Source organism: Trabulsiella odontotermitis (assembly GCF_001297775.1).
In the GTDB taxonomy this organism is placed as follows: domain Bacteria; phylum Pseudomonadota; class Gammaproteobacteria; order Enterobacterales; family Enterobacteriaceae; genus Trabulsiella; species Trabulsiella odontotermitis.
This window is the reverse complement of the sequence record NZ_LIFX01000002.1, coordinates 353,256-371,996: the sequence shown is the minus strand read 5'-3', so window position 1 is coordinate 371,996 and position 18,741 is coordinate 353,256. Positions and strand designations below refer to the sequence as shown.

Annotated in this window: 16 protein-coding genes; all 16 read right to left on the bottom strand. The window is 54.6% G+C overall.

Translation table 11 applies throughout. The features are described from left to right. Positions 1-38: 38 nt before the first annotated feature. The 16 genes from accA to tsf all read right to left on the bottom strand — a co-directional run bounded on the left by accA (position 39) and on the right by tsf (position 18,688). The gene (gene accA / locus AOY23_RS03490; RefSeq protein WP_054178434.1) at positions 39-998 is read right to left on the bottom strand and encodes an acetyl-CoA carboxylase carboxyl transferase subunit alpha; all 960 of its coding nucleotides are present in this window, start codon (positions 996-998) and stop codon (positions 39-41) included. Positions 999-1,010: 12 nt separating this feature from the next. Continuing rightward, positions 1,011-4,493, bottom strand: a complete 3,483-nt coding sequence (gene dnaE, locus AOY23_RS03485) for a DNA polymerase III subunit alpha (RefSeq protein WP_054178433.1) — start codon at positions 4,491-4,493, stop codon at positions 1,011-1,013. Positions 4,494-4,525: 32 nt separating this feature from the next. Then, a complete protein-coding gene (gene rnhB, locus AOY23_RS03480; protein WP_054178432.1) occupies positions 4,526-5,122 on the bottom strand; it encodes a ribonuclease HII in 597 nt (198 codons plus the stop codon). Then, positions 5,119-6,267, bottom strand: coding sequence for a lipid-A-disaccharide synthase (gene lpxB / locus AOY23_RS03475; protein ID WP_054178431.1), 1,149 nt, complete (start codon positions 6,265-6,267; stop codon positions 5,119-5,121). The genes rnhB and lpxB overlap by 4 nt, the downstream gene beginning before the upstream one ends. Further along, on the bottom strand, positions 6,267-7,055 hold the full coding sequence (lpxA, locus tag AOY23_RS03470; RefSeq protein WP_054178430.1) for an acyl-ACP--UDP-N-acetylglucosamine O-acyltransferase: 789 nt from the start codon (positions 7,053-7,055) through the stop codon (positions 6,267-6,269). Before lpxA ends, lpxB begins: the two co-directional genes overlap by 1 nt. Before the next feature lie 3 nt (positions 7,056-7,058). Continuing rightward, complete coding sequence (fabZ, locus tag AOY23_RS03465) at positions 7,059-7,514, bottom strand: 3-hydroxyacyl-ACP dehydratase FabZ (protein ID WP_007373234.1); 456 nt, start codon at positions 7,512-7,514, stop codon at positions 7,059-7,061. Between the two features lie 104 nt (positions 7,515-7,618). Beyond that, a complete protein-coding gene (lpxD, locus tag AOY23_RS03460; RefSeq protein ID WP_038155524.1) occupies positions 7,619-8,644 on the bottom strand; it encodes a UDP-3-O-(3-hydroxymyristoyl)glucosamine N-acyltransferase in 1,026 nt (341 codons plus the stop codon). A gap of 3 nt (positions 8,645-8,647) precedes the next feature. Then, positions 8,648-9,142 (bottom strand): molecular chaperone Skp, encoded by a 495-nt coding sequence (gene skp, locus AOY23_RS03455; RefSeq protein ID WP_038155526.1) that lies wholly within the window; start codon positions 9,140-9,142, stop codon positions 8,648-8,650. 121 nt (positions 9,143-9,263) lie between these two features. Next, positions 9,264-11,675: an outer membrane protein assembly factor BamA gene (gene bamA, locus AOY23_RS03450; RefSeq protein WP_054178429.1), complete on the bottom strand. Its 2,412-nt coding sequence runs from the start codon at positions 11,673-11,675 to the stop codon at positions 9,264-9,266. Positions 11,676-11,706: 31 nt separating this feature from the next. Then, entirely contained in the window at positions 11,707-13,059 is a 1,353-nt protein-coding gene (rseP, locus tag AOY23_RS03445; protein WP_054178428.1) for a sigma E protease regulator RseP, read from the bottom strand. Between the two features lie 11 nt (positions 13,060-13,070). Beyond that, complete coding sequence (gene cdsA / locus AOY23_RS03440) at positions 13,071-13,928, bottom strand: phosphatidate cytidylyltransferase (RefSeq protein WP_054178427.1); 858 nt, start codon at positions 13,926-13,928, stop codon at positions 13,071-13,073. Positions 13,929-13,940: 12 nt separating this feature from the next. Further along, positions 13,941-14,699 carry a (2E,6E)-farnesyl-diphosphate-specific ditrans,polycis-undecaprenyl-diphosphate synthase gene (gene ispU, locus AOY23_RS03435; protein ID WP_054178426.1) on the bottom strand — a complete coding sequence of 253 codons (759 nt, stop codon included), beginning with the start codon at positions 14,697-14,699 and terminating at the stop codon, positions 13,941-13,943. 258 nt (positions 14,700-14,957) lie between these two features. After that, entirely contained in the window at positions 14,958-16,154 is a 1,197-nt protein-coding gene (gene ispC / locus AOY23_RS03430) for a 1-deoxy-D-xylulose-5-phosphate reductoisomerase (RefSeq protein WP_054178425.1), read from the bottom strand. A gap of 96 nt (positions 16,155-16,250) precedes the next feature. Beyond that, entirely contained in the window at positions 16,251-16,808 is a 558-nt protein-coding gene (gene frr / locus AOY23_RS03425; protein WP_049847503.1) for a ribosome recycling factor, read from the bottom strand. Positions 16,809-16,963: 155 nt separating this feature from the next. Further along, positions 16,964-17,689 (bottom strand): UMP kinase, encoded by a 726-nt coding sequence (pyrH, locus tag AOY23_RS03420; RefSeq protein WP_049847502.1) that lies wholly within the window; start codon positions 17,687-17,689, stop codon positions 16,964-16,966. A gap of 147 nt (positions 17,690-17,836) precedes the next feature. Continuing rightward, a complete protein-coding gene (gene tsf, locus AOY23_RS03415; RefSeq protein WP_054178424.1) occupies positions 17,837-18,688 on the bottom strand; it encodes a translation elongation factor Ts in 852 nt (283 codons plus the stop codon). Positions 18,689-18,741: the final 53 nt, after the last annotated feature.

Genomic DNA, 18,741 nt, shown 5'->3' with positions numbered 1-18,741 from the left:
GCCGCACAGAAGCGCGGCTTTTCAGAAGGATCTGTTAGTTATGCGTAGCCGTAACTCATCAGACGCTGATAGCGGCGATTGAGCAAGTCTTCTTTGCTCAGCACGTCGAGATCGGCGAGATCAGCCAGCAGTTGCGCTTTCAGGCTTGCGGCGATCGCTTCCGGGTTACGGTGTGCGCCACCCAGCGGTTCCGGGATAATGGAATCAATAAGCTTCAGCTCTTTCAGGCGCGGGGCGATAATGCCCATCGCTTCTGCGGCCAGCGGCGCTTTATCGGCGCTTTTCCACAGAATTGACGCGCAGCCTTCCGGCGAGATCACCGAATAGGTGCTGTACTGCAGCATGTTGACTTTGTCGCCCACGCCGATGGCCAGCGCACCGCCGGAACCACCTTCACCGATCACGGTGCAGATAGTTGGCACTTTCAGGCGTGACATTTCACGCAGGTTGCGGGCGATCGCTTCAGACTGACCACGCTCTTCCGCGCCCACGCCAGGGTATGCGCCCGGGGTGTCGATGAAGGTGATGATCGGCAGGTTGAAGCGTTCTGCCATTTCCATCAGGCGCAGCGCTTTGCGGTAGCCTTCCGGCGCTGGCATACCAAAGTTACGACGAATTTTCTCTTTGGTTTCACGGCCTTTCTGATGACCAATGATCATCACCGGACGCCCGTCCAGACGCGCAATCCCGCCGACAATCGCTTTGTCGTCAGCGTAAGCGCGGTCACCGGCCAGCTCGTCGAATTCGTCGAACGCCAGGCGGACATAATCCAGGGTATATGGGCGTTGTGGATGGCGCGCCAGCTGGGCTACCTGCCATGCACCAAGATCGGCGAAGATTTTGCGCGTCAGTTCTACGCTTTTTTCACGCAGACGATGCACTTCTTCATCGATGTTAATATCCAGTTTCTCATCCTGACGGCTTACTGCTGTCAGGGAATCGATTTTCGCTTCCAGCTCGGCGATCGGCTGTTCGAAATCAAGGAAATTCAGACTCATAGTATTCCTGTATTAGTCAAACTCCAGTTCCACCTGCTCCGGGCCGATGAGGCCACGCAAATCGTTGAGTAAACGATCGCTCGGAGAGACACGCCAGGTCGCGCCAAAACGCAACCGCGCGCGTGCATCCGCTCTCTGATAGTAGAGATGCACTGGAATGGTCCCCGAACGGTGGGGTTCCAGAGACTGGCGGAGACGGTTTAAAAGCTGGTCATCAATTTGCCTGTCCGTCAGCGAGATAGCAAGCCCGCGTGCATATTTTTCCCGGGCTTCGTCAATGTCCATCACTTCGCGGGCGGTCATTTTAAGCCCCCCGCTGAAGTCATCAAAGCTGACCTGTCCGCTGACGATAAGTATGCGGTCTTTTTCCAGCAATTGCTGGTATTTATCCAGAGCGTCCGTGAACAACATCACTTCAAGCCGCCCGGAACGGTCATCCAGCGTACAGATGCCGATACGATTGCCGCGTTTGGTGACCATAACCCGCGCGGCAATCACGAGCCCCGCCGCCGTGGTGACTTTACCACGTTCGGTCGGATGCATGTCTTTCAGCCGGTAGCCTCCGACATAGCGCTCAATTTCTTTCAGATACTGGGTGATCGGGTGCCCCGTCAGGTACAACCCTAACGTTTCACGCTCGCCATCTAGTACGATTTGTTCCGGCCAGGGCTGGCAACTGGCATAGGATTGTTCAATCTGTTCCGGCTCTTCCGCCAGCACGCCAAACATATCCGCCTGGCCGATCGCTTCGGCTTTGGCATGTTGATCGGCGGCTTTCAGCGCATCGCTGAGCGAATTCATCAGCGCCGCGCGGTGCGGGCCAAGCCGGTCAAACGCCCCGGACATGATCAGTTTTTCCAGCACCCGGCGATTGAGTTTTTTGGTGTCGGTGCGGGCGCAAAGATCAAACAGCTCGCGGAAGTAACCGCCCTCGTTACGCGCTTCGAGGATCGCTTCGATCGGGCCTTCGCCGACGCCTTTGATCGCCCCAATGCCGTAGACGATTTCACCGTCGTCATTGACGTGGAAATGGTACAGACCGGAGTTGATATCCGGCGGCAGGATCTTAAGCCCCATGCGCCAGCACTCATCCACCAGCCCCACCACTTTCTCGGTGTTGTCCATATCGGCGGTCATTACCGCCGCCATAAACTCAGCCGGATAGTGCGCCTTCAGCCATAGCGTCTGGTAGGAAACCAGCGCATAGGCGGCGGAGTGAGATTTGTTAAATCCGTAACCGGCGAATTTCTCCACCAGGTCGAAGATTTTCATCGCCAGTTCGCCATCAACGCCGTTTTTCTTCGCCCCTTCTTCAAAGGTGCCGCGCTGCTTGGCCATCTCTTCTGGCTTCTTCTTACCCATCGCACGACGCAGCATATCCGCGCCACCCAGCGTATAGCCGGAAAGCACCTGGGCAATCTGCATTACCTGTTCCTGATACAGGATAATGCCATAGGTCGGCTCCAGCACCGGTTTCAGGCTCTCGTGCTGCCACTCAACATCCGGGTAGGAAATCTCTTCGCGTCCGTGCTTACGGTCGATAAAGTTATCTACCATCCCCGACTGCAACGGCCCCGGACGGAACAGGGCCACCAGCGCGATCATATCTTCGAAGCAGTCAGGTTGCAGACGCTTAATCAGGTCTTTCATGCCGCGCGATTCAAGCTGGAATACCGCGGTGGTTTCCGAGCGCTGCAACATGTCGAAACTTTTCTTGTCATCCAGCGGGATGGCGGCGATATCCAGCGGTGGCTCGCCGTGTTTCTCTCGGCGGGCGTTGATCATCTCCAGCGCCCAGTTGATGATGGTGAGCGTGCGCAGACCGAGGAAGTCGAATTTGACCAGCCCGGCGTATTCCACGTCGTTTTTATCAAACTGGGTGACCGGGTGCTGACCCGCTTCATCGCAGTACAACGGGGCGAAATCGGTGATTTTGGTCGGCGCGATCACCACGCCACCGGCGTGTTTACCGGCGTTACGCGTGACGCCTTCCAGTTTACGCGCCATGTCGATCAGCGCTTTCACCTCTTCGTCTGCCTCGTAGATTTCCGGCAGTTGCGGCTCGGCTTCAAACGCTTTCGCCAGCGTCATACCCGGATCTGGCGGCACCAGTTTAGAGATACGATCGACGAAGCCATACGGGTGCCCCAGCACGCGCCCCACGTCGCGGATAACCGCTTTCGCCGCCATCGTACCGAAGGTGATAATCTGGGAAACCGCGTCGCGGCCGTACATGTCCGCCACGTGCTCAATCACCTGGTCACGTTTCTCCATGCAGAAGTCGACGTCAAAGTCAGGCATAGAGACGCGTTCCGGGTTAAGGAAACGTTCGAACAGCAGATCGAATTCGAGAGGATCGAGATCGGTAATTTTCAGCGCGTAGGCCACCAGCGACCCCGCACCGGAGCCTCGCCCGGGGCCTACCGGCACGCCGTTATCCTTCGACCACTGGATAAACTCCATCACGATGAGGAAGTAGCCGGGGAAGCCCATCTGGTTGATCACCTGGAGTTCAATATCCAGGCGCTCATCATATTCCGGGCGGCGTTTTACGCGCTCTTCCGGGTCAGGGAACAGGAATTCAAGACGCTCCTCCAGACCCTCTTTCGATTTGGCGACCAGGAAGTCTTCTGTGGTCATCTCCCCGGTCGGGAACTGCGGCAGGAAGTATTCGCCTAAACGCACAGTCACGTTGCAGCGTTTGGCAATCTCAACCGTGTTTTCCAGCGCTTCAGGGATATCCGCGAACAGCTCGCACATCTCGTCTTCAGTACGCATGTACTGTTGTGCGGAGTAGTTGCGGGGGCGCTTGGGATCGTCCAGCGTGAAACCGTCGTGGATCGCGACGCGAATTTCATGGGCGTCAAAATCACCGGCGTCGATAAACCGCACGTCATTGGTCGCAACCACCGGCAGCCCGCGCTCTTCGGCCAGGCTTACCGCCGCGTGAAGATAATTTTCTTCATCTGCACGACCGGTACGAATCAGTTCGAGGTAGTAACGGTCAGGGAAATGTTCTTCATAAAACGACACGCACTGATCGACCAGCGCCATGTTGCCGCGCAGCAGGCTGCGACCCACGTCGCCCATCCGCGCGCCTGACAGCAAAATCAACCCGTCGTTGTGTTCGACCAGCCAGTCGCGGTCGATCCATGGCCCCAGCGCACCGTAACCGCGCTGGTAAGCCCGGGAAATCAACAGCGTCAGGTTCTGGTAACCGGTATTGTTGGCGGCAAGCACTGTCAGCTCGGTGAGTTCCTCGCCCAGTAAATCGCTCTGGACGTGAAAATCAGCGCCGACGATCGGCTTCATGCCAGCACCGTGTCCCGCTCCGTAAAACTTCACCAGCCCGCACAGGTTGGTGAAATCGGTGATCGCCAGCGCAGGCATACCGAGCGCGGCCGCCTTTTTCACCAGCGGCCCGGTCTTCGCCAGCCCATCGATCATGGAGTAGTCACTGTGCACCCGCAGGTGTACGAAACGTGGTTCAGCCATCTTCAGATTCCGCGTTGCTTAATAGCGCCCGGTCAGGACACCAGACCCAGCGCACGTTTTACCGGGGCAAAACTGCGTCGATGGTGCTCGGTCGCACCGTGTTCGGCCAGCTTCTCCAGGTGGAAAGCGGTAGGATACCCTTTATGCTGCGCAAAGCCATACTGGGGAAAGTTGAGATCCAGCGCCGTCATTTCCGCATCACGCGTCACTTTCGCCAGAATCGACGCGGCGCTGATTTCCTTCACCCGACTGTCGCCTTTGACCACCGCCAGAGATGGCATGGGCAGCGCCGGGCAGCGGTTACCGTCAATCAGCACATATTCCGGTATGATCGTTAACCCGGCGACAGCGCGCTGCATCGCCAGCATCGTGGCATGCAAAATATTCAGTTCATCGATTTCATGCGGCTCTGCGCGGCCGAGGCTCCAGCACAGGGCTTTCTCAGTGATTTCGTCAAACAGCGCGAGACGGCGCTTTTCAGAGAGTTTTTTAGAGTCGTTGAGGCCCATGATCGGGCGCGCGGGATCGAGGATCACCGCCGCTGTTACGACCGCGCCTACCAGCGGACCACGACCGACTTCATCCACACCCGCCACCAGGTGCGTGTGCGGATAGATAAATTCCATCATTGTGCTAACTCCAGTACCGCATCGGCGGCCTGCTCATCCGCATTGCAGCGGATTTGCTGATGCAGTTCTCGGAAAGTGTCATGCATTTCATGGCTGGTTTTGCCGTTAGCCAGCAACGGCATCAGCGCGTCGGCCAGCGCCTGCGGCTGGCAGTCATCCTGCAGCAGCTCTTTCACCAGCTCACGCCCGGCGAGCAAATTCGGCAGCGAAACGTAGTCCGTTTTCACTAACCGCTTTGCCAGCCAGAATGTAAAAGGCTTCATGCGATAGCCCACGACCATCGGGCATTTCGCCAGCATACACTCCAGCGCCGCCGTCCCGGAAGCGAGCAATGCCGCATCGCTGGCGATCATCGCCTCGCGCCCTTTGCCGTCAAGCAAATGCACGCGGAGATCAGGAGCGACCTCGGCTTTAATCCGTTCAAACTGTTCGCGGCGCTTCGCGTTAACCAACGGCACCACGACGTTAAGATCGGGATAATGATTACGCAGGATCTGCGCCGTTTTCAGGAAATCCGCGCTAAGCATTTCCACTTCCGCGCCGCGGCTACCAGGCAGTAACGCGAGACAGTGAGCGTCATGCGCTATACCCAGTGCGTCGCGCGCCGCGTTTTTATCGGGTTCCAGCGGCATGGCATCGGCCATGGTGTGACCGATAAACCGGCACGGCACGTTGAAACGGTCATAAAACGCTTTTTCGAAAGGCAGGAAAGCGAGCACCAGATTGGTGGATCTGCCGATTTTGAAAACGCGTTTTTGTCGCCAGGCCCAGACGGACGGGCTGACGTAATGAATGGTTTTGATCCCCTGCTTTTTCAGATTCCCCTCGAGGGTAATGTTAAAGTCAGGCGCATCAATACCCACGAAAACATCGGGCTTGAGTTCGGTAAAGCGCTGAGTGAGATCAGCACGAATGTGCAGCAAACGACGCAGACGCCCCAGCACCTCGACAATGCCCATCACCGCCAGTTCTTCCATTTCATACCAGGCTTCACAACCTTCCGCCTGCATTAATGGACCCGCCACACCGACAAAGCGGGCATTGGGTACCCGCGCTTTCAGTGCGCGGATGAGACCTGCGCCAAGGATATCGCCGGAGGTTTCTCCGGCGACCAGGGCAATTGTCAGAGGACGCTGTTCCGCCATTAACGAATCAGTCCGCGCGTCGAACGTTCGAAGAACTCGGTGAACGCTTTGACTTCCGGATACTGTTCGGCCAGGGCTTCAATCTCTGGTTTGGCTTCTTCCAGCGTTTTACCGCTACGGTACAGCTGTTTGTACGCGTTACGGATTGCCGTAATCGCCTCACGGCTAAAGCCGCGACGCTTCAGCCCTTCGATGTTGACACCGAAAGGCGTGGCGTGGTTGCCCTGCGCAATCACGTACGGCGGTACGTCCTGGGCTACGCCAGAACAGCCGCCCACCATCACGTGTGCACCAATGATGCAGAACTGATGGATGGCCGTCATACCGCCGATAATCGCGAAGTCATCAATCGATACGTGCCCCGCCAGCGTGGCGTTGTTGGCGAGGATGCAGCGGTTGCCGATGGTGCAGTCATGCGCCACATGAGCATTGACCATCAGCAGGTTATCGCTGCCCACCTTCGTCAATCCGCCGCCCTGTACTGTGCCGCGATGAATGGTCACGCTTTCGCGGATACGGTTACGGTCGCCGATTTCCACCTGCGTCGGTTCACCAGCATATTTCAGATCCTGGTTAACTTCCCCAATGGAAGCGAACTGATAGATCACATTGTCAGCGCCGATCTTAGTATGACCGTTAATGACGACATGAGATTTCAGTACGGTGCCCTCGCCGATTTCAACATTCGGGCCAACAATACAAAACGGACCAATATGGGCATTGGCGCCAATGACGGCACCCTCTTCCACAATGGCGGTTGGATGAATAAAGGCGGTTTTATCAATCACGTATCAGGCCTCCCGGCTACGCGCACACATCATAGTCGCTTCGCAGACCACTTTACCGTCAACCAGGGCAACGCCCTTGAAACGGGTCAGGCCACGACGGGTTTTTTCAAAGGTCACTTCCATGATCATCTGATCGCCAGGCACTACCGGGCGTTTAAAGCGTGCTTCATCGATCCCGGCGAAATAGTACAGTTCGCCAGGTTCCAGTTTACCTACGCTTTTGAATGCCAGAATGCCGGTGGCCTGCGCCATCGCTTCCAGGATCAGAACGCCTGGAAAAATCGGCTTACCAGGGAAATGTCCCTGGAAAAACGGTTCGTTTACAGAAACATTTTTCACTGCGCGCAGAAAACGACCTTCTTCAAAATCCAGCACACGATCGACCAGTAGGAACGGGTAGCGGTGTGGCAGAAGTTCTAAAATCTCTTCAATGTGCAGAGTATGAGTGTCAGTAGTCAAAATACTCTTCCTGTCAAAATATACTGAATGGCAATAATAACACGGCCTGCCGCAATCAAAGGAATGCCGACAGGCCGGGAAATGCAGGGCTGAATGATGAATTTTTAGTCTTGTTGATTGACCTTGCGCTCAATGCTCTTAAGACGCTTATTCATATCATCAATGTTCATCACCAGGGCTGCCGTTTTGCGCCACACTTTGTTCGGTTGCAGCGGAATACCGGAGGAATAGATGCCAGGTTCGGTGATCGGACGCATCACCATGCCCATACCGGTTACCGTAACCTTGTCGCAAATTTCCATGTGCCCGTTAATCACGCTCGCACCGCCAATCATGCAGTAACGGCCGATTTTCAGGCTTCCCGCCATGATAACGCCACCTGCAACCGCGGTATTGTCGCCAATAACCACGTTGTGTGCAATCTGGCACTGGTTATCAATGATAACACCGTTGCCGATCACCGTGTCGTCCAGCGCCCCACGATCGATTGTGGTACAGGCGCCAATTTCAACGCGATCGCCAATAATAACGCGACCGAGCTGCGGGATCTTAACCCAGTTACCACGATCGTTGGCATAGCCAAAACCGTCTGCACCGATCACGGTGCTGGACTGGATCAGGCAATTTTCGCCGATTTCAATCTCGTGGTAAACGGTAACGTTGGCCCACAAACGGGAACCCGCACCGATTTTTGTGTTTTTACCCACGAAGCAGCCTGCGCCGATAACGACGTTATCGCCCAGAACGACGCCGGATTCGATCACCGCGTTCGCCCCGACAGAGACGTTGTTGCCGAGCGTCGCAGTCGCGTCGATCACCGCACTGGGTGCGATATTCTGTGCAGGTTGCGGCGTGGTATCAAGAATTTGTGCCATACGAGCATAGGTCAGGTAGGGGTTCTTCACCACCAGAGCCGCGCTTTTGGCAAAAGGAAGATCGTCCTGCGTCATCACGATCGCAGAGGCCTGGCAAAGCGCCAGGTGTTCACGGTATTTAGGATTCACCATGAACGAAATGTGACCTGCTTTAGCAGATTGCATGGACGCAACGCCGGTGATGACGAGCTCGCCATCACCGTGTAATTCTGCATCCAACTGCTGAGCTAAATCAGCCAGTCGAATTGAAGGCATTACTTATTTAACCTGTTTCAGTACATCAGCGGTGATATCTTTGATATCGCTGCTGTTGTAAGCGACGGTGTTCGCGTCAACAACCAGGTCGATGCTTTGATCGTCAGCCACTTTCTTCACGGCAGTCTGGATACGGGTGACCAGTTTACCGCGCTCTTCGTTAGAGCGACGCGCACGATCCTGCTCAAAAGCCTGCGCTTTCTGAGAGAAGGTCTGACGCTGAGACATGATGTCTTTTTCCAGTTTGCTACGGTCGCTGGCTTTCATGGTAGAACCATCGCGCTGCAAACGCTGCATTTTAGATTGCAGATCGGATTCCTGACGCTGCAGTTCGCCGGCACGGCCTTTGAACTCGTTTTCCAGCGTTGCAGAAACGCCTGTTTTCTGTGCAACCTGCTGGAACAGACTACCCATATTAACAATCGCAATTTTGTCCGCTGCCTGAGCAGAAGTTGCCATTGCTAAACCGAGACCTGCAGCTAATAACCACTTTTTCACAATTAACTCCTTACCATCCCATATGTACCCTGAGGTACCGTCTTTTGCGTGGCCTGGCGACCACCGAAGTGTTCGCCTGAGTCATCGCTACACTGCGAATGCATTCCTTTGCACCGAACAATTACCAGGTTTTACCAATGTTAAACTGGAACTGCTCTGCTTTGTCTCCGTCGTATTTCTTAAACGGCTGGGCGTAGGAGAAGACCAACGGCCCCAATGGAGACATCCATTGTAATGCGATACCGGCTGACATACGGATATTACTCGGATCGCTGTAATCCGGAATACCTGCTGCACGCGTTGCCGCTGTGTTTTCCCAATGGGTATCCCACACCGAACCCGCATCCCAGAAGAAGGAGGTACGAATCGAGTTCGCGTACTTATCGCTAACGAACGGCGTCGGAACAATCAGTTCCATACTGGCGACGCCCATGGCGTTACCACCGACCGCATCATCAGACTTACAAATACCTGAGCTCTGATCACATTCATCCAGCCCCGGTGCACCGTAGTAAGCTGCTTTCGGGCCGATGTTATTCGACTGGAAGCCACGAACCGTGCTGGAACCACCGGCATAGAAGTTTTCATAGAACGGCATCTCTTTGCCGCCCAGACCATCACCATAACCCCAACGAGTACGACCCAGCACCACCCACTTGTGATCGTCATCGATCGGGAAGTAGGACGCGGTATCCAGCGTCATTTTGTAGAACTCGTTATCGGAGCCCGGGACGGTCACTTTACCGTTCAGGTTGACGCGGTTACCTTTCGTCGGGAAGAACCCGCGGTCGAGGTTGTTGTACGTCCAACCGTAGTTAAAGGTGAAGTCATCTGCCGAGAAACCGTTGTCATCCTGCGTGGTGCTGGCAGTCTGGCCGATAGAGGTCAGATAACGGTTCATCGCCACCTGCGGTTCCATGTTAGACAGGTCGTTATGGACGTAGCCTAAACCGGCGCGCAGCGTGTTGTATTCGTTAATCGGGAAGCCAAGCGTTCCGTCTACACCGTAGCTCTTGTTGGTGTATGAGGAGAGGTCAGCATCATCCGCTTTAAAATCATTGTAGAAGATACGACCACCGAGGCTCACACCATCAACCGTAAAATACGGGTTGGTCACAGAAAATTCGGAATAGGTCTGATAGTCGTTCTTGGTGCCATTGATGCCAACAGAGTAACCGGTACCTAACCAGTTATCCTGCTGAACGCCGACCTGGAAGCTGACGCCGCTTTCTGTACCGTAACCGACGCCGAAGTTGAAGCTACCGGTGTTACGCTCTTTGACCTTGTAAACCACATCAACCTGATCCGGGTTACCCGATACGCGCTGGGTATCCACATCTACAGTTTCGAAGTAGCCAAGACGGTTCAGACGCTCTTTACCCTGGTCAACGAGATCGCTGCCCAGCCATGCGCCTTCCATCTGGCGCATTTCGCGACGCAGAACGGCATCTTTGGAGGTATCGTTACCTTCAAAGCGGATTTTACGCACGTAGTAACGGTTGCCGGCATCGACGTTCACATGCAGCTTAACGGTTTTGTCAGCGTCATTGATTTCAGGCTGAGACTGCACGCGCGGATAGGCGTAACCATAGCGACCCAGAAGCTTTTTGATGTCATCTTCCATTTTGGTCACTTTGGTACCGTTGTACAGCTCACCCGGCTCCACTTTGGTCAGGCCTTCGATTTCTGCGGAGTGCCCCGCCAGGTTACCGCTCACCTCAACGCCAGACAGCTTGTACTGGTCGCCTTCGGTGATGTTGACGGTAATATAGATGCCTTTTTTGTCCGGCGTCAGGCTGACCTGCGTCGAATCAATGTTGAAGCGTGCGTAACCGCGATCCAGATAGTAGCTGCGCAGGGTTTCAAGGTCGCCCGCCAGTTTCTGTTTCTGATATTTGCGATCGCCCACCACGTTCCACCACGGCACTTCATCACGCAGCTGGAAGCTGGAGATCAGTTCGTCAGTGGTAAACGCGTGGTTACCCACGATGTTAATCTGTTGGATGGTGGCTGAGACGCCTTCCTGGAAGACCAGCTTGAGGTCAACGCGGTTGCGCGGCAGTGGCGTTACCACCGCTTTCACGCTGGCGCTGTATTTCCCTACGCTATAGTAAAAGTCTTCCAGCCCCTTCTCGATATCGGAAAGGGTTGTGCGGTCGAGGGATTCGCCAACGCGAACACCGGAGGCTTCCAGGTTCTGCTTCAGCATGTCATCTTTCACCGACTTGTTGCCGGAGAAAGTGATGCTGGCAATAGTGGGACGCTCTTTCACCTGAACCAGCAGCGTATCACCATCACGCAGAACGCGTACGTCCTCAAAGTTTCCGGTCGCGAACAGGGCGCGAATGGTGTTACTGATGTCGTCATCAGTCACCGTATCGCCCGGTCGCACTGGCATACTCAGAAGGGCCGCACCAACGGCGACTCGCTGCAAGCCTTCGAAATGAATGTCCTTCACTACGAACCCGTCAGCACCGTATACGGTCGCGCTGCTAAACAGCAGCGACGCTATAAGCAACTTTTTCATCGCCATCGTTATTATGCGTTCTTCCTAACCATCTCTCTTAGAGCCGAGAGAAATCATTGAAAAGTGCAAGCCCCATTAACAGCACCAGCAGAATTGAGCCAATGCGATAACTAAAGTCTTGAACTCGCTCGGATACCGGTCCGCCTTTCAGCTTTTCGATCGCTAAAAAGAGCAGATGACCCCCATCGAGTACGGGCAGCGGGAACAGGTTGATAATGCCGAGATTCACACTGATGAGCGCAAGAAACATCAGGTAGTAAATCAACCCAAACTCCGCTGACATCCCAGCCCCCTGAGCGATAGAAATCGGCCCACTGAGGTTGTTCAGTTTTACGTCACCGGTTATCAATTTTCCTAACATACGAACCGTTAGCGTCATCAACTGCCAGGTTTTATCCGTGGCCTGAAGGATCGCGTCAAACGGTCCATATTGCCGAACTGTCTTAAACTCATCGGGCAGCGGCGTGACTTTTGGCACCACCCCTGCAAACCCCTGAGCCACATCACTACCGCGTTTTGTATCGGGTATCAATGTTAATGACAAGGCGCTGCCCTGCCGTTCAATCTCAAGTGCCAGTGGCTTACCAGGGTTGTCACGCACCAGCGTAACAAACGTTAACCAACGCGTCAGCGGCTGACCACCGACTTTAACGATCCTGTCGCCCGCTTGCAAACCTGCCTTACTTGCGGCGGAATCTGGCTGAACTTCCGCCAGAACGGTCTCAATTTGCGCACTTCGGGGATGAATACCCAACGCAGTGACCGGATCCTCTTTGTCTGGCTCAAAATCCCAGTGCCGAAGATCAAGGATTTTATCCTGGCGTTGGGGACTTCCGAAAGGGGCAACCGTGATTGTCGTCTGAGAATCACCAATTTTTGCGACCAGCGCCAGACGCACCGCATCCCAATCAGGCGTTTCGATACCGTCAACGGCTTTAAGTTCCGTGCCAGGTGCAATTTGTGCTTCCGCGGCGATCGAATTGGGCGTTATTTCACCAACCACGGGCCGAATACCCGGCACGCCGATGATGAACACCAGCCAGTAAGCGAAAATAGCAAAGAGGAAATTCGCCACCGGACCGGCGGCGATAACAGCGGCGCGTTGCCCCACTGTTTTATTATTGAACGCGTAATGGCGCATCTCCGGCGTGACCGGTTCAACGCGCTCATCGAGCATTTTGACGTAACCGCCAAGGGGGATCATGGCGATCACAAATTCGGTGCCACGCTTATCGGTACGACGCCACAGCGCTTTACCAAAACCGATGGAAAAGCGCTCAACACGAATACCGCAGCGGCGAGCAACCCAGAAATGGCCAAACTCATGCACGGTGATCAGCACACCCAGCGCAATGATAAACGCAGCCAAATTCCAGAGAATGCTCAGCATAAAACCTTCCGTTAAATCGTCCTGAAAACTAACAATAACAGACAGGCGAAGACCGGAACAGCCGCCGTCAGGCTGTCAATACGATCCAGAATACCGCCGTGCCCTGGAATCAAATGACCGCTGTCTTTGATTCCTGCTTCCCGCTTGAACATACTCTCGGTGAGGTCGCCGAGGACGGACGCTAACGCCGCCACAACGGAACAGAGTAACAGAGTGACCGGAGCCACTTCCAGATTGGCCCACATCCCGTACGCCCAGGAGATAATCGCCGCGGTGAATAACCCGCCGATAAACCCTTGCCACGTTTTGCCCGGCGAGACTTTCGGCGCCAGCTTATGCTTGCCGAACAGCTTTCCGAACATGTAAGCACCGGAATCCGCACCCCAGACCAGCACCATAATATAGAGGAGCCACAGCGCGCCGCTGTAGTGATTCACCTCGTAGTGCCAGGCGCGCAACGCCACCATGCCCCAAAAAAACGGCACGATGGTCAGTAAACCAAAAATCAGACGCAGCGTTTTCGAGTTGCGCCACAGCGCCGCAGAGCCGGGGTAAGACAACACCAGCAGAAGCGCCACAATCCACCACCCGAACGAGGCCCAGAGCGAACCTTCAATCAATGGCTGATGGATATTTTGATGATATTCCGGCAGCGAAAACAGCATAACCACCAGCAACAGGCCGCAAAGCACCGCCAGCCAGACTCGCTGTGTGCGAGACGTGAAACCGCTTAACTGACCCCATTCCCACGCTGCCAGCATACAGACAACCAGCGTGATAATGGCAAACCCCAACGGCGGCAAAAGAAACAACGCCGCGATGACAACGGGAATTAAAACGAAAGCAGAAATCAGGCGATACTTCAGCAAAAGCGACCCCCATCAGGCATTTTCGCCACCAGGTTCGGTGCCGCCGAAACGACGCTCACGGTTGGCAAAGGCATGCAACGCCCCTTCAAAGTCTTGTTCATCGAAATCAGGCCAAAGAACATCGGTAAAATAAAGTTCCGCGTAGGCGATTTGCCAGAGCAGAAAGTTACTGATGCGATGTTCTCCCCCTGTCCTAATAACTAAATCTACGGGAGCCAGCTCGTGCATGCAGATTTGCTGACTCAGCAAATCTTCAGTGATTTGATCGGGGCGGAGTGCGCCTTCCTGAACCTGTTCAGCCAGGTGCTGAACTCCCTGAATAATATCCCAACGACCGCCGTAATTTGCCGCAATATTGAGTGTTAACCCTGTATTATTCTGCGTCAATGCTTCGGCTTTACGAATTCGCTCCTGCAAACGCGCATTGAAACGGCTGGTATCGCCAATAATACGTAAACGTACATTGTGGCGATTCAGACTTTTCACTTCGCTATCCAGCGCCCAGACGAACAGCTCCATCAGCGCGCTGACTTCCTGCGCCGGTCGGTTCCAGTTTTCGCTACTGAATGCGTAAAGCGTTAATGCGCTGATACCATGATTTGCAGCAAAAGAGACTGCACGACGAACGGATTTCGCCCCCGCTTTATGACCAAAGGCTCGTATCTTCCCTTGTCTCTTCGCCCAGCGCCCATTGCCGTCCATAATTATCGCCACATGATGACAGCCATGTGCGGGCAATTTTTCGCTTATTGGTTGATTCGCAGACAACATAACGCGTTAATGATCCATGAAAAGGAATTAGCGGTACTACGGAATACCCGCCCCTGACAGCCCATCACTGCGCCGCTGGCTTCGCGTCGACCCAGGGTCAACCACGGGATACAGTCTAAAGCTTTACGCAAAAAAAGCCGTGGAAAATCACGGCTCACCTGCGCGCAGACGATCAAATCGCTACGACAGGGTGGCGCAGACTATATCACCGAAGCCCTGCGCTAACAAATGCCGCGACTCAACACAGGCGGATTATCATCAGCTTGCGAAACGCATCACTTGTTTTTGCGCTATTTCACGCGCGCCTGCATCCACCGCCAGCACTTCATCAATACTTTGCGGTTCTGCCATCGACATTATCTCCAGTACCGATAAATTTAATGCGGCGATATCGGTAAAGCGAATGCGTCCGGCAAGGAACGCGGCGACGGTAACTTCATTCGCCGCATTCAGCGTCGTGGTGGCCGCCTGCCCGTTCTCAAACGCGTCCATCGCCAGTTTCAGGCACGGATAGCGGTGATAATCCGGCGCGGCAAAACTTAATGTCCCCAGCGAGCAGAAGTCGAGCGGTTTGGCGCCGGAGACCACACGCGCGGGCCACCCCATCGTATGGGCGATTGGCGTACGCATATCCGGCTCGCCTAACTGCGCCAGCACGCTGCCATCCAGATAACGCACCATCGAGTGAATCACCGATTGCGGATGCAGCAGGACTTCCATCTGCGCGGCAGAAGCATTAAACAGCCAGCGGGCTTCGATGTATTCCAGACCTTTGTTCATCATGGTGGCCGAATCGACGGAGATTTTACGCCCCATCGACCAGTTCGGATGTTTACACGCCTGATCCGGCGTCATTGCCGCCAGCTCAGACAACGCGGTTTCACGAAACGGGCCACCAGACCCGGTAAGCAGGATCGACGAGACGCCATTCTGCTCCAGGTCAGCGTATCCCAGGTTCTGCTGAATTGTTTCCGGCAAACTCTGAAAAATCGCGTTATGTTCGCTGTCCACGGGCAATAGCTGTGCACCACTGCGCTTTACGGCGTCCATAAATAAACGTCCGCAGGTGACCAGCGCTTCTTTATTTGCCAGCAGCACCGTTTTCCCGGCGTGGATCGCCGCAAGCGTTGGCACCAGCCCTGCCGCGCCGACAATCGCCGCCATCACCAGGTCGACATCATCCAGCGCTGCGACGTCGCTGGCGGCCTGCTGTCCGCTCATGACTTCCGTTCGGCTACCATGCTGCTGCAATGCCATTTTCAGCGCTTTCGCACTCTGGTCATCGTCCATCACGGCAACGCGCGGCGTAAACTCCAGGCATTGCTCGACCATCCGGTCAACGTTTTTCCCGGCGACCAGCGCGGTAACGGTGAAACGGTCGCGGTTATGACGCACCACATCCAGTGTGTTACAGCCAATGGAGCCGGTAGAGCCAAGAACGGTTAATTGCTTCATGAAAGATCCGGAAGAATTTTAAAGGGGTATAAAAAGCAAAACGCCGCCAGCAAAGCTATAAGCCTCCTGTACGGCGTTGTCGGCTATCCGCGCAAATCAGAACTGCATCAGTTCTGCTTCTTTTTCTGCCAGCGCGGTATCAATTTTCTTGATAGCCACGTCAGTCAGTTTCTGCACGTCATCCTGAGAACGGCGATCGTCATCTTCGCTGATCTCTTTGTCTTTCAGCAGCGCTTTTACCTTGTCGTTCGCATCACGGCGCACGTTACGCACAGCCACACGACCCTGCTCTGCTTCGCCACGCACGACTTTGATCAGATCTTTACGACGTTCTTCCGTCAGCGGCGGCAGTGGAACACGAATGTCGCTGCCCGCAGAACTCGGGTTCAGGCCCAGATCGGACGCCATGATGGCTTTCTCAACCGCTGGCCCCATAGAACGATCGAACACGTTGATTTTCAGCGTGCGGGTATCTTCTACCGTGACGCTGGCCAGCTGACGCAGCGGCGTCGGCGTACCGTAATATTCGACGACAATGCCATCCAGCAGGCTGGGAGAAGCACGGCCCGTGCGAATTTTGCTGATTTGGTTTTTGAACGCTTCTACGCATTTATCCATGCGCACTTCAGCATCTTTTCTGATATCGCTAATCACGTTACGAATCCTTGAAAACTTGTCTCAGTCAGACCAGACCGTCACACCGCGGAGAATAAAGTGTGCTAAGTATAGTCTCGTTTAAATCATGCCACCGGGTAAATCACCCGCCAATGTTAAAGCAGAATCTTACCCGTATTTGGCCGCGACGGAAATTATTCCGTAATCAAAGTGCCTTCTTTTTCGCCCATCACCACGCGACGCAGTGCGCCTGGCTTGTTCATGTTGAAAACACGAATCGGCAAGTTGTGGTCACGAGCCAGCGTAAAGGCGGCCAGATCCATGACTTTTAATTCTTTTTCCAGCACATCCTGATAGGTGAGCTGCTCATACAGCGTCGCAGTCGGGTCTTTCATCGGGTCTGCGGAAAAGACGCCGTCCACTTTGGTGGCTTTCAGCACCACGTCTGCTTCTATTTCGATACCGCGCAGGCAGGCAGCGGAATCAGTGGTGAAGAACGGGTTGCCGGTCCCTGCGGAGAGGATCACCACCCGGTTGTTGCGCAGCAGGCTGATCGCTTCCGCCCAGCTGTAGTTATCACACACGCCATTCAGCGGAATCGCTGACATCAGACGAGCATTCACATAGGCGCGATGCAGTGCGTCACGCATTGCCAGACCGTTCATCACAGTCGCCAGCATCCCCATGTGATCGCCCACCACGCGGTTCATCCCCGCTTTCGCCAGGCCTGCGCCGCGGAATAAGTTACCGCCACCAATCACCACTCCGACCTGGATCCCCAGTTCAACCAGTTCCTTAATTTCCTGCGCCATACGGTCGAGAATGCTTGCATCAATGCCGAAGCCTTCTGAGCCCTGCAGCGCTTCGCCACTTAGCTTAAGCAGAATACGTTTGTAGACGGGTTTTGCGTTGGTAGCCATGTTTCTTTCCTGAGACTGTCACGAATGGGATGGTTTTAATCTGGCGACATCATGCGTTGCTTCACAGTCGTACCCAATCGGAGCTGACTGAATTTAACATGATGGGTACAAAGAAGAGCCGCCCTCAGGCGGCTCCTTTTACTGCGATTAAGACTGCTTAGACATTGCAGCAACTTCGGCTGCGAAGTCAGTCTCAACTTTCTCGATGCCTTCGCCCACTTCAAAGCGGATGAAGCCAGTCACGTCAGCGTTGTGCTCTTTCAGCAGTTGACCAACGGTTTTGCTCGGATCCATAACGAAAGGCTGACCGGTCAGAGACACTTCGCCGGTGAATTTCTTCATGCGGCCTTCAACCATTTTCTCTGCGATTTCTTTCGGCTTACCAGACTGCATGGCGATGTCCAGCTGAACCTGGTACTCTTTTTCTACCACGTCAGCAGATACGTCTTCCGGCTTAACGAATTCCGGCTTGCTTGCAGCAACGTGCATTGCCAGCTGTTTAACCAGTTCTTCGTCAGCGCCAGTTGCAGCAACCAGAACGCCGATACGCGCGCCGTGCAGGTAGCTGCCCAGCACGTTGCCTTCCAGGGAAGATACGCGACGGATGTTGATGTTCTCACCGATTTTCGCAACCAGGGCAACACGTTCTTCTTTGAACTGTGCTTTCAGAACTTCAACGTCAGTGATTTTGCCTGCTGCTGCCGCGTCCAGAACTTTGTTCGCAAATGCCTGGAAGCCACCATCTTTAGCAACGAAGTCAGTCTGGCAGTTAACTTCCAGAATCACACCGTAGTTGCCGACGATTTTGGTGAGGATCACGCCGTCAGCAGCCACGTTGCCTGCTTTTTTCGCCGCTTTGATAGCGCCGGATTTACGCATGTTCTCAATTGCCAGCTCGATGTCGCCGTTAGCTTCAACCAGTGCTTTTTTACATTCCATCATGCCTGCGCCAGTACGTTCGCGCAGCTCTTTTACCAGGGAAGCGGTAATTTCAGCCATTCTAAAATCCTCGGGAGATTGAGACCTGCCTGGCTCCCGGCCAAACAGATATA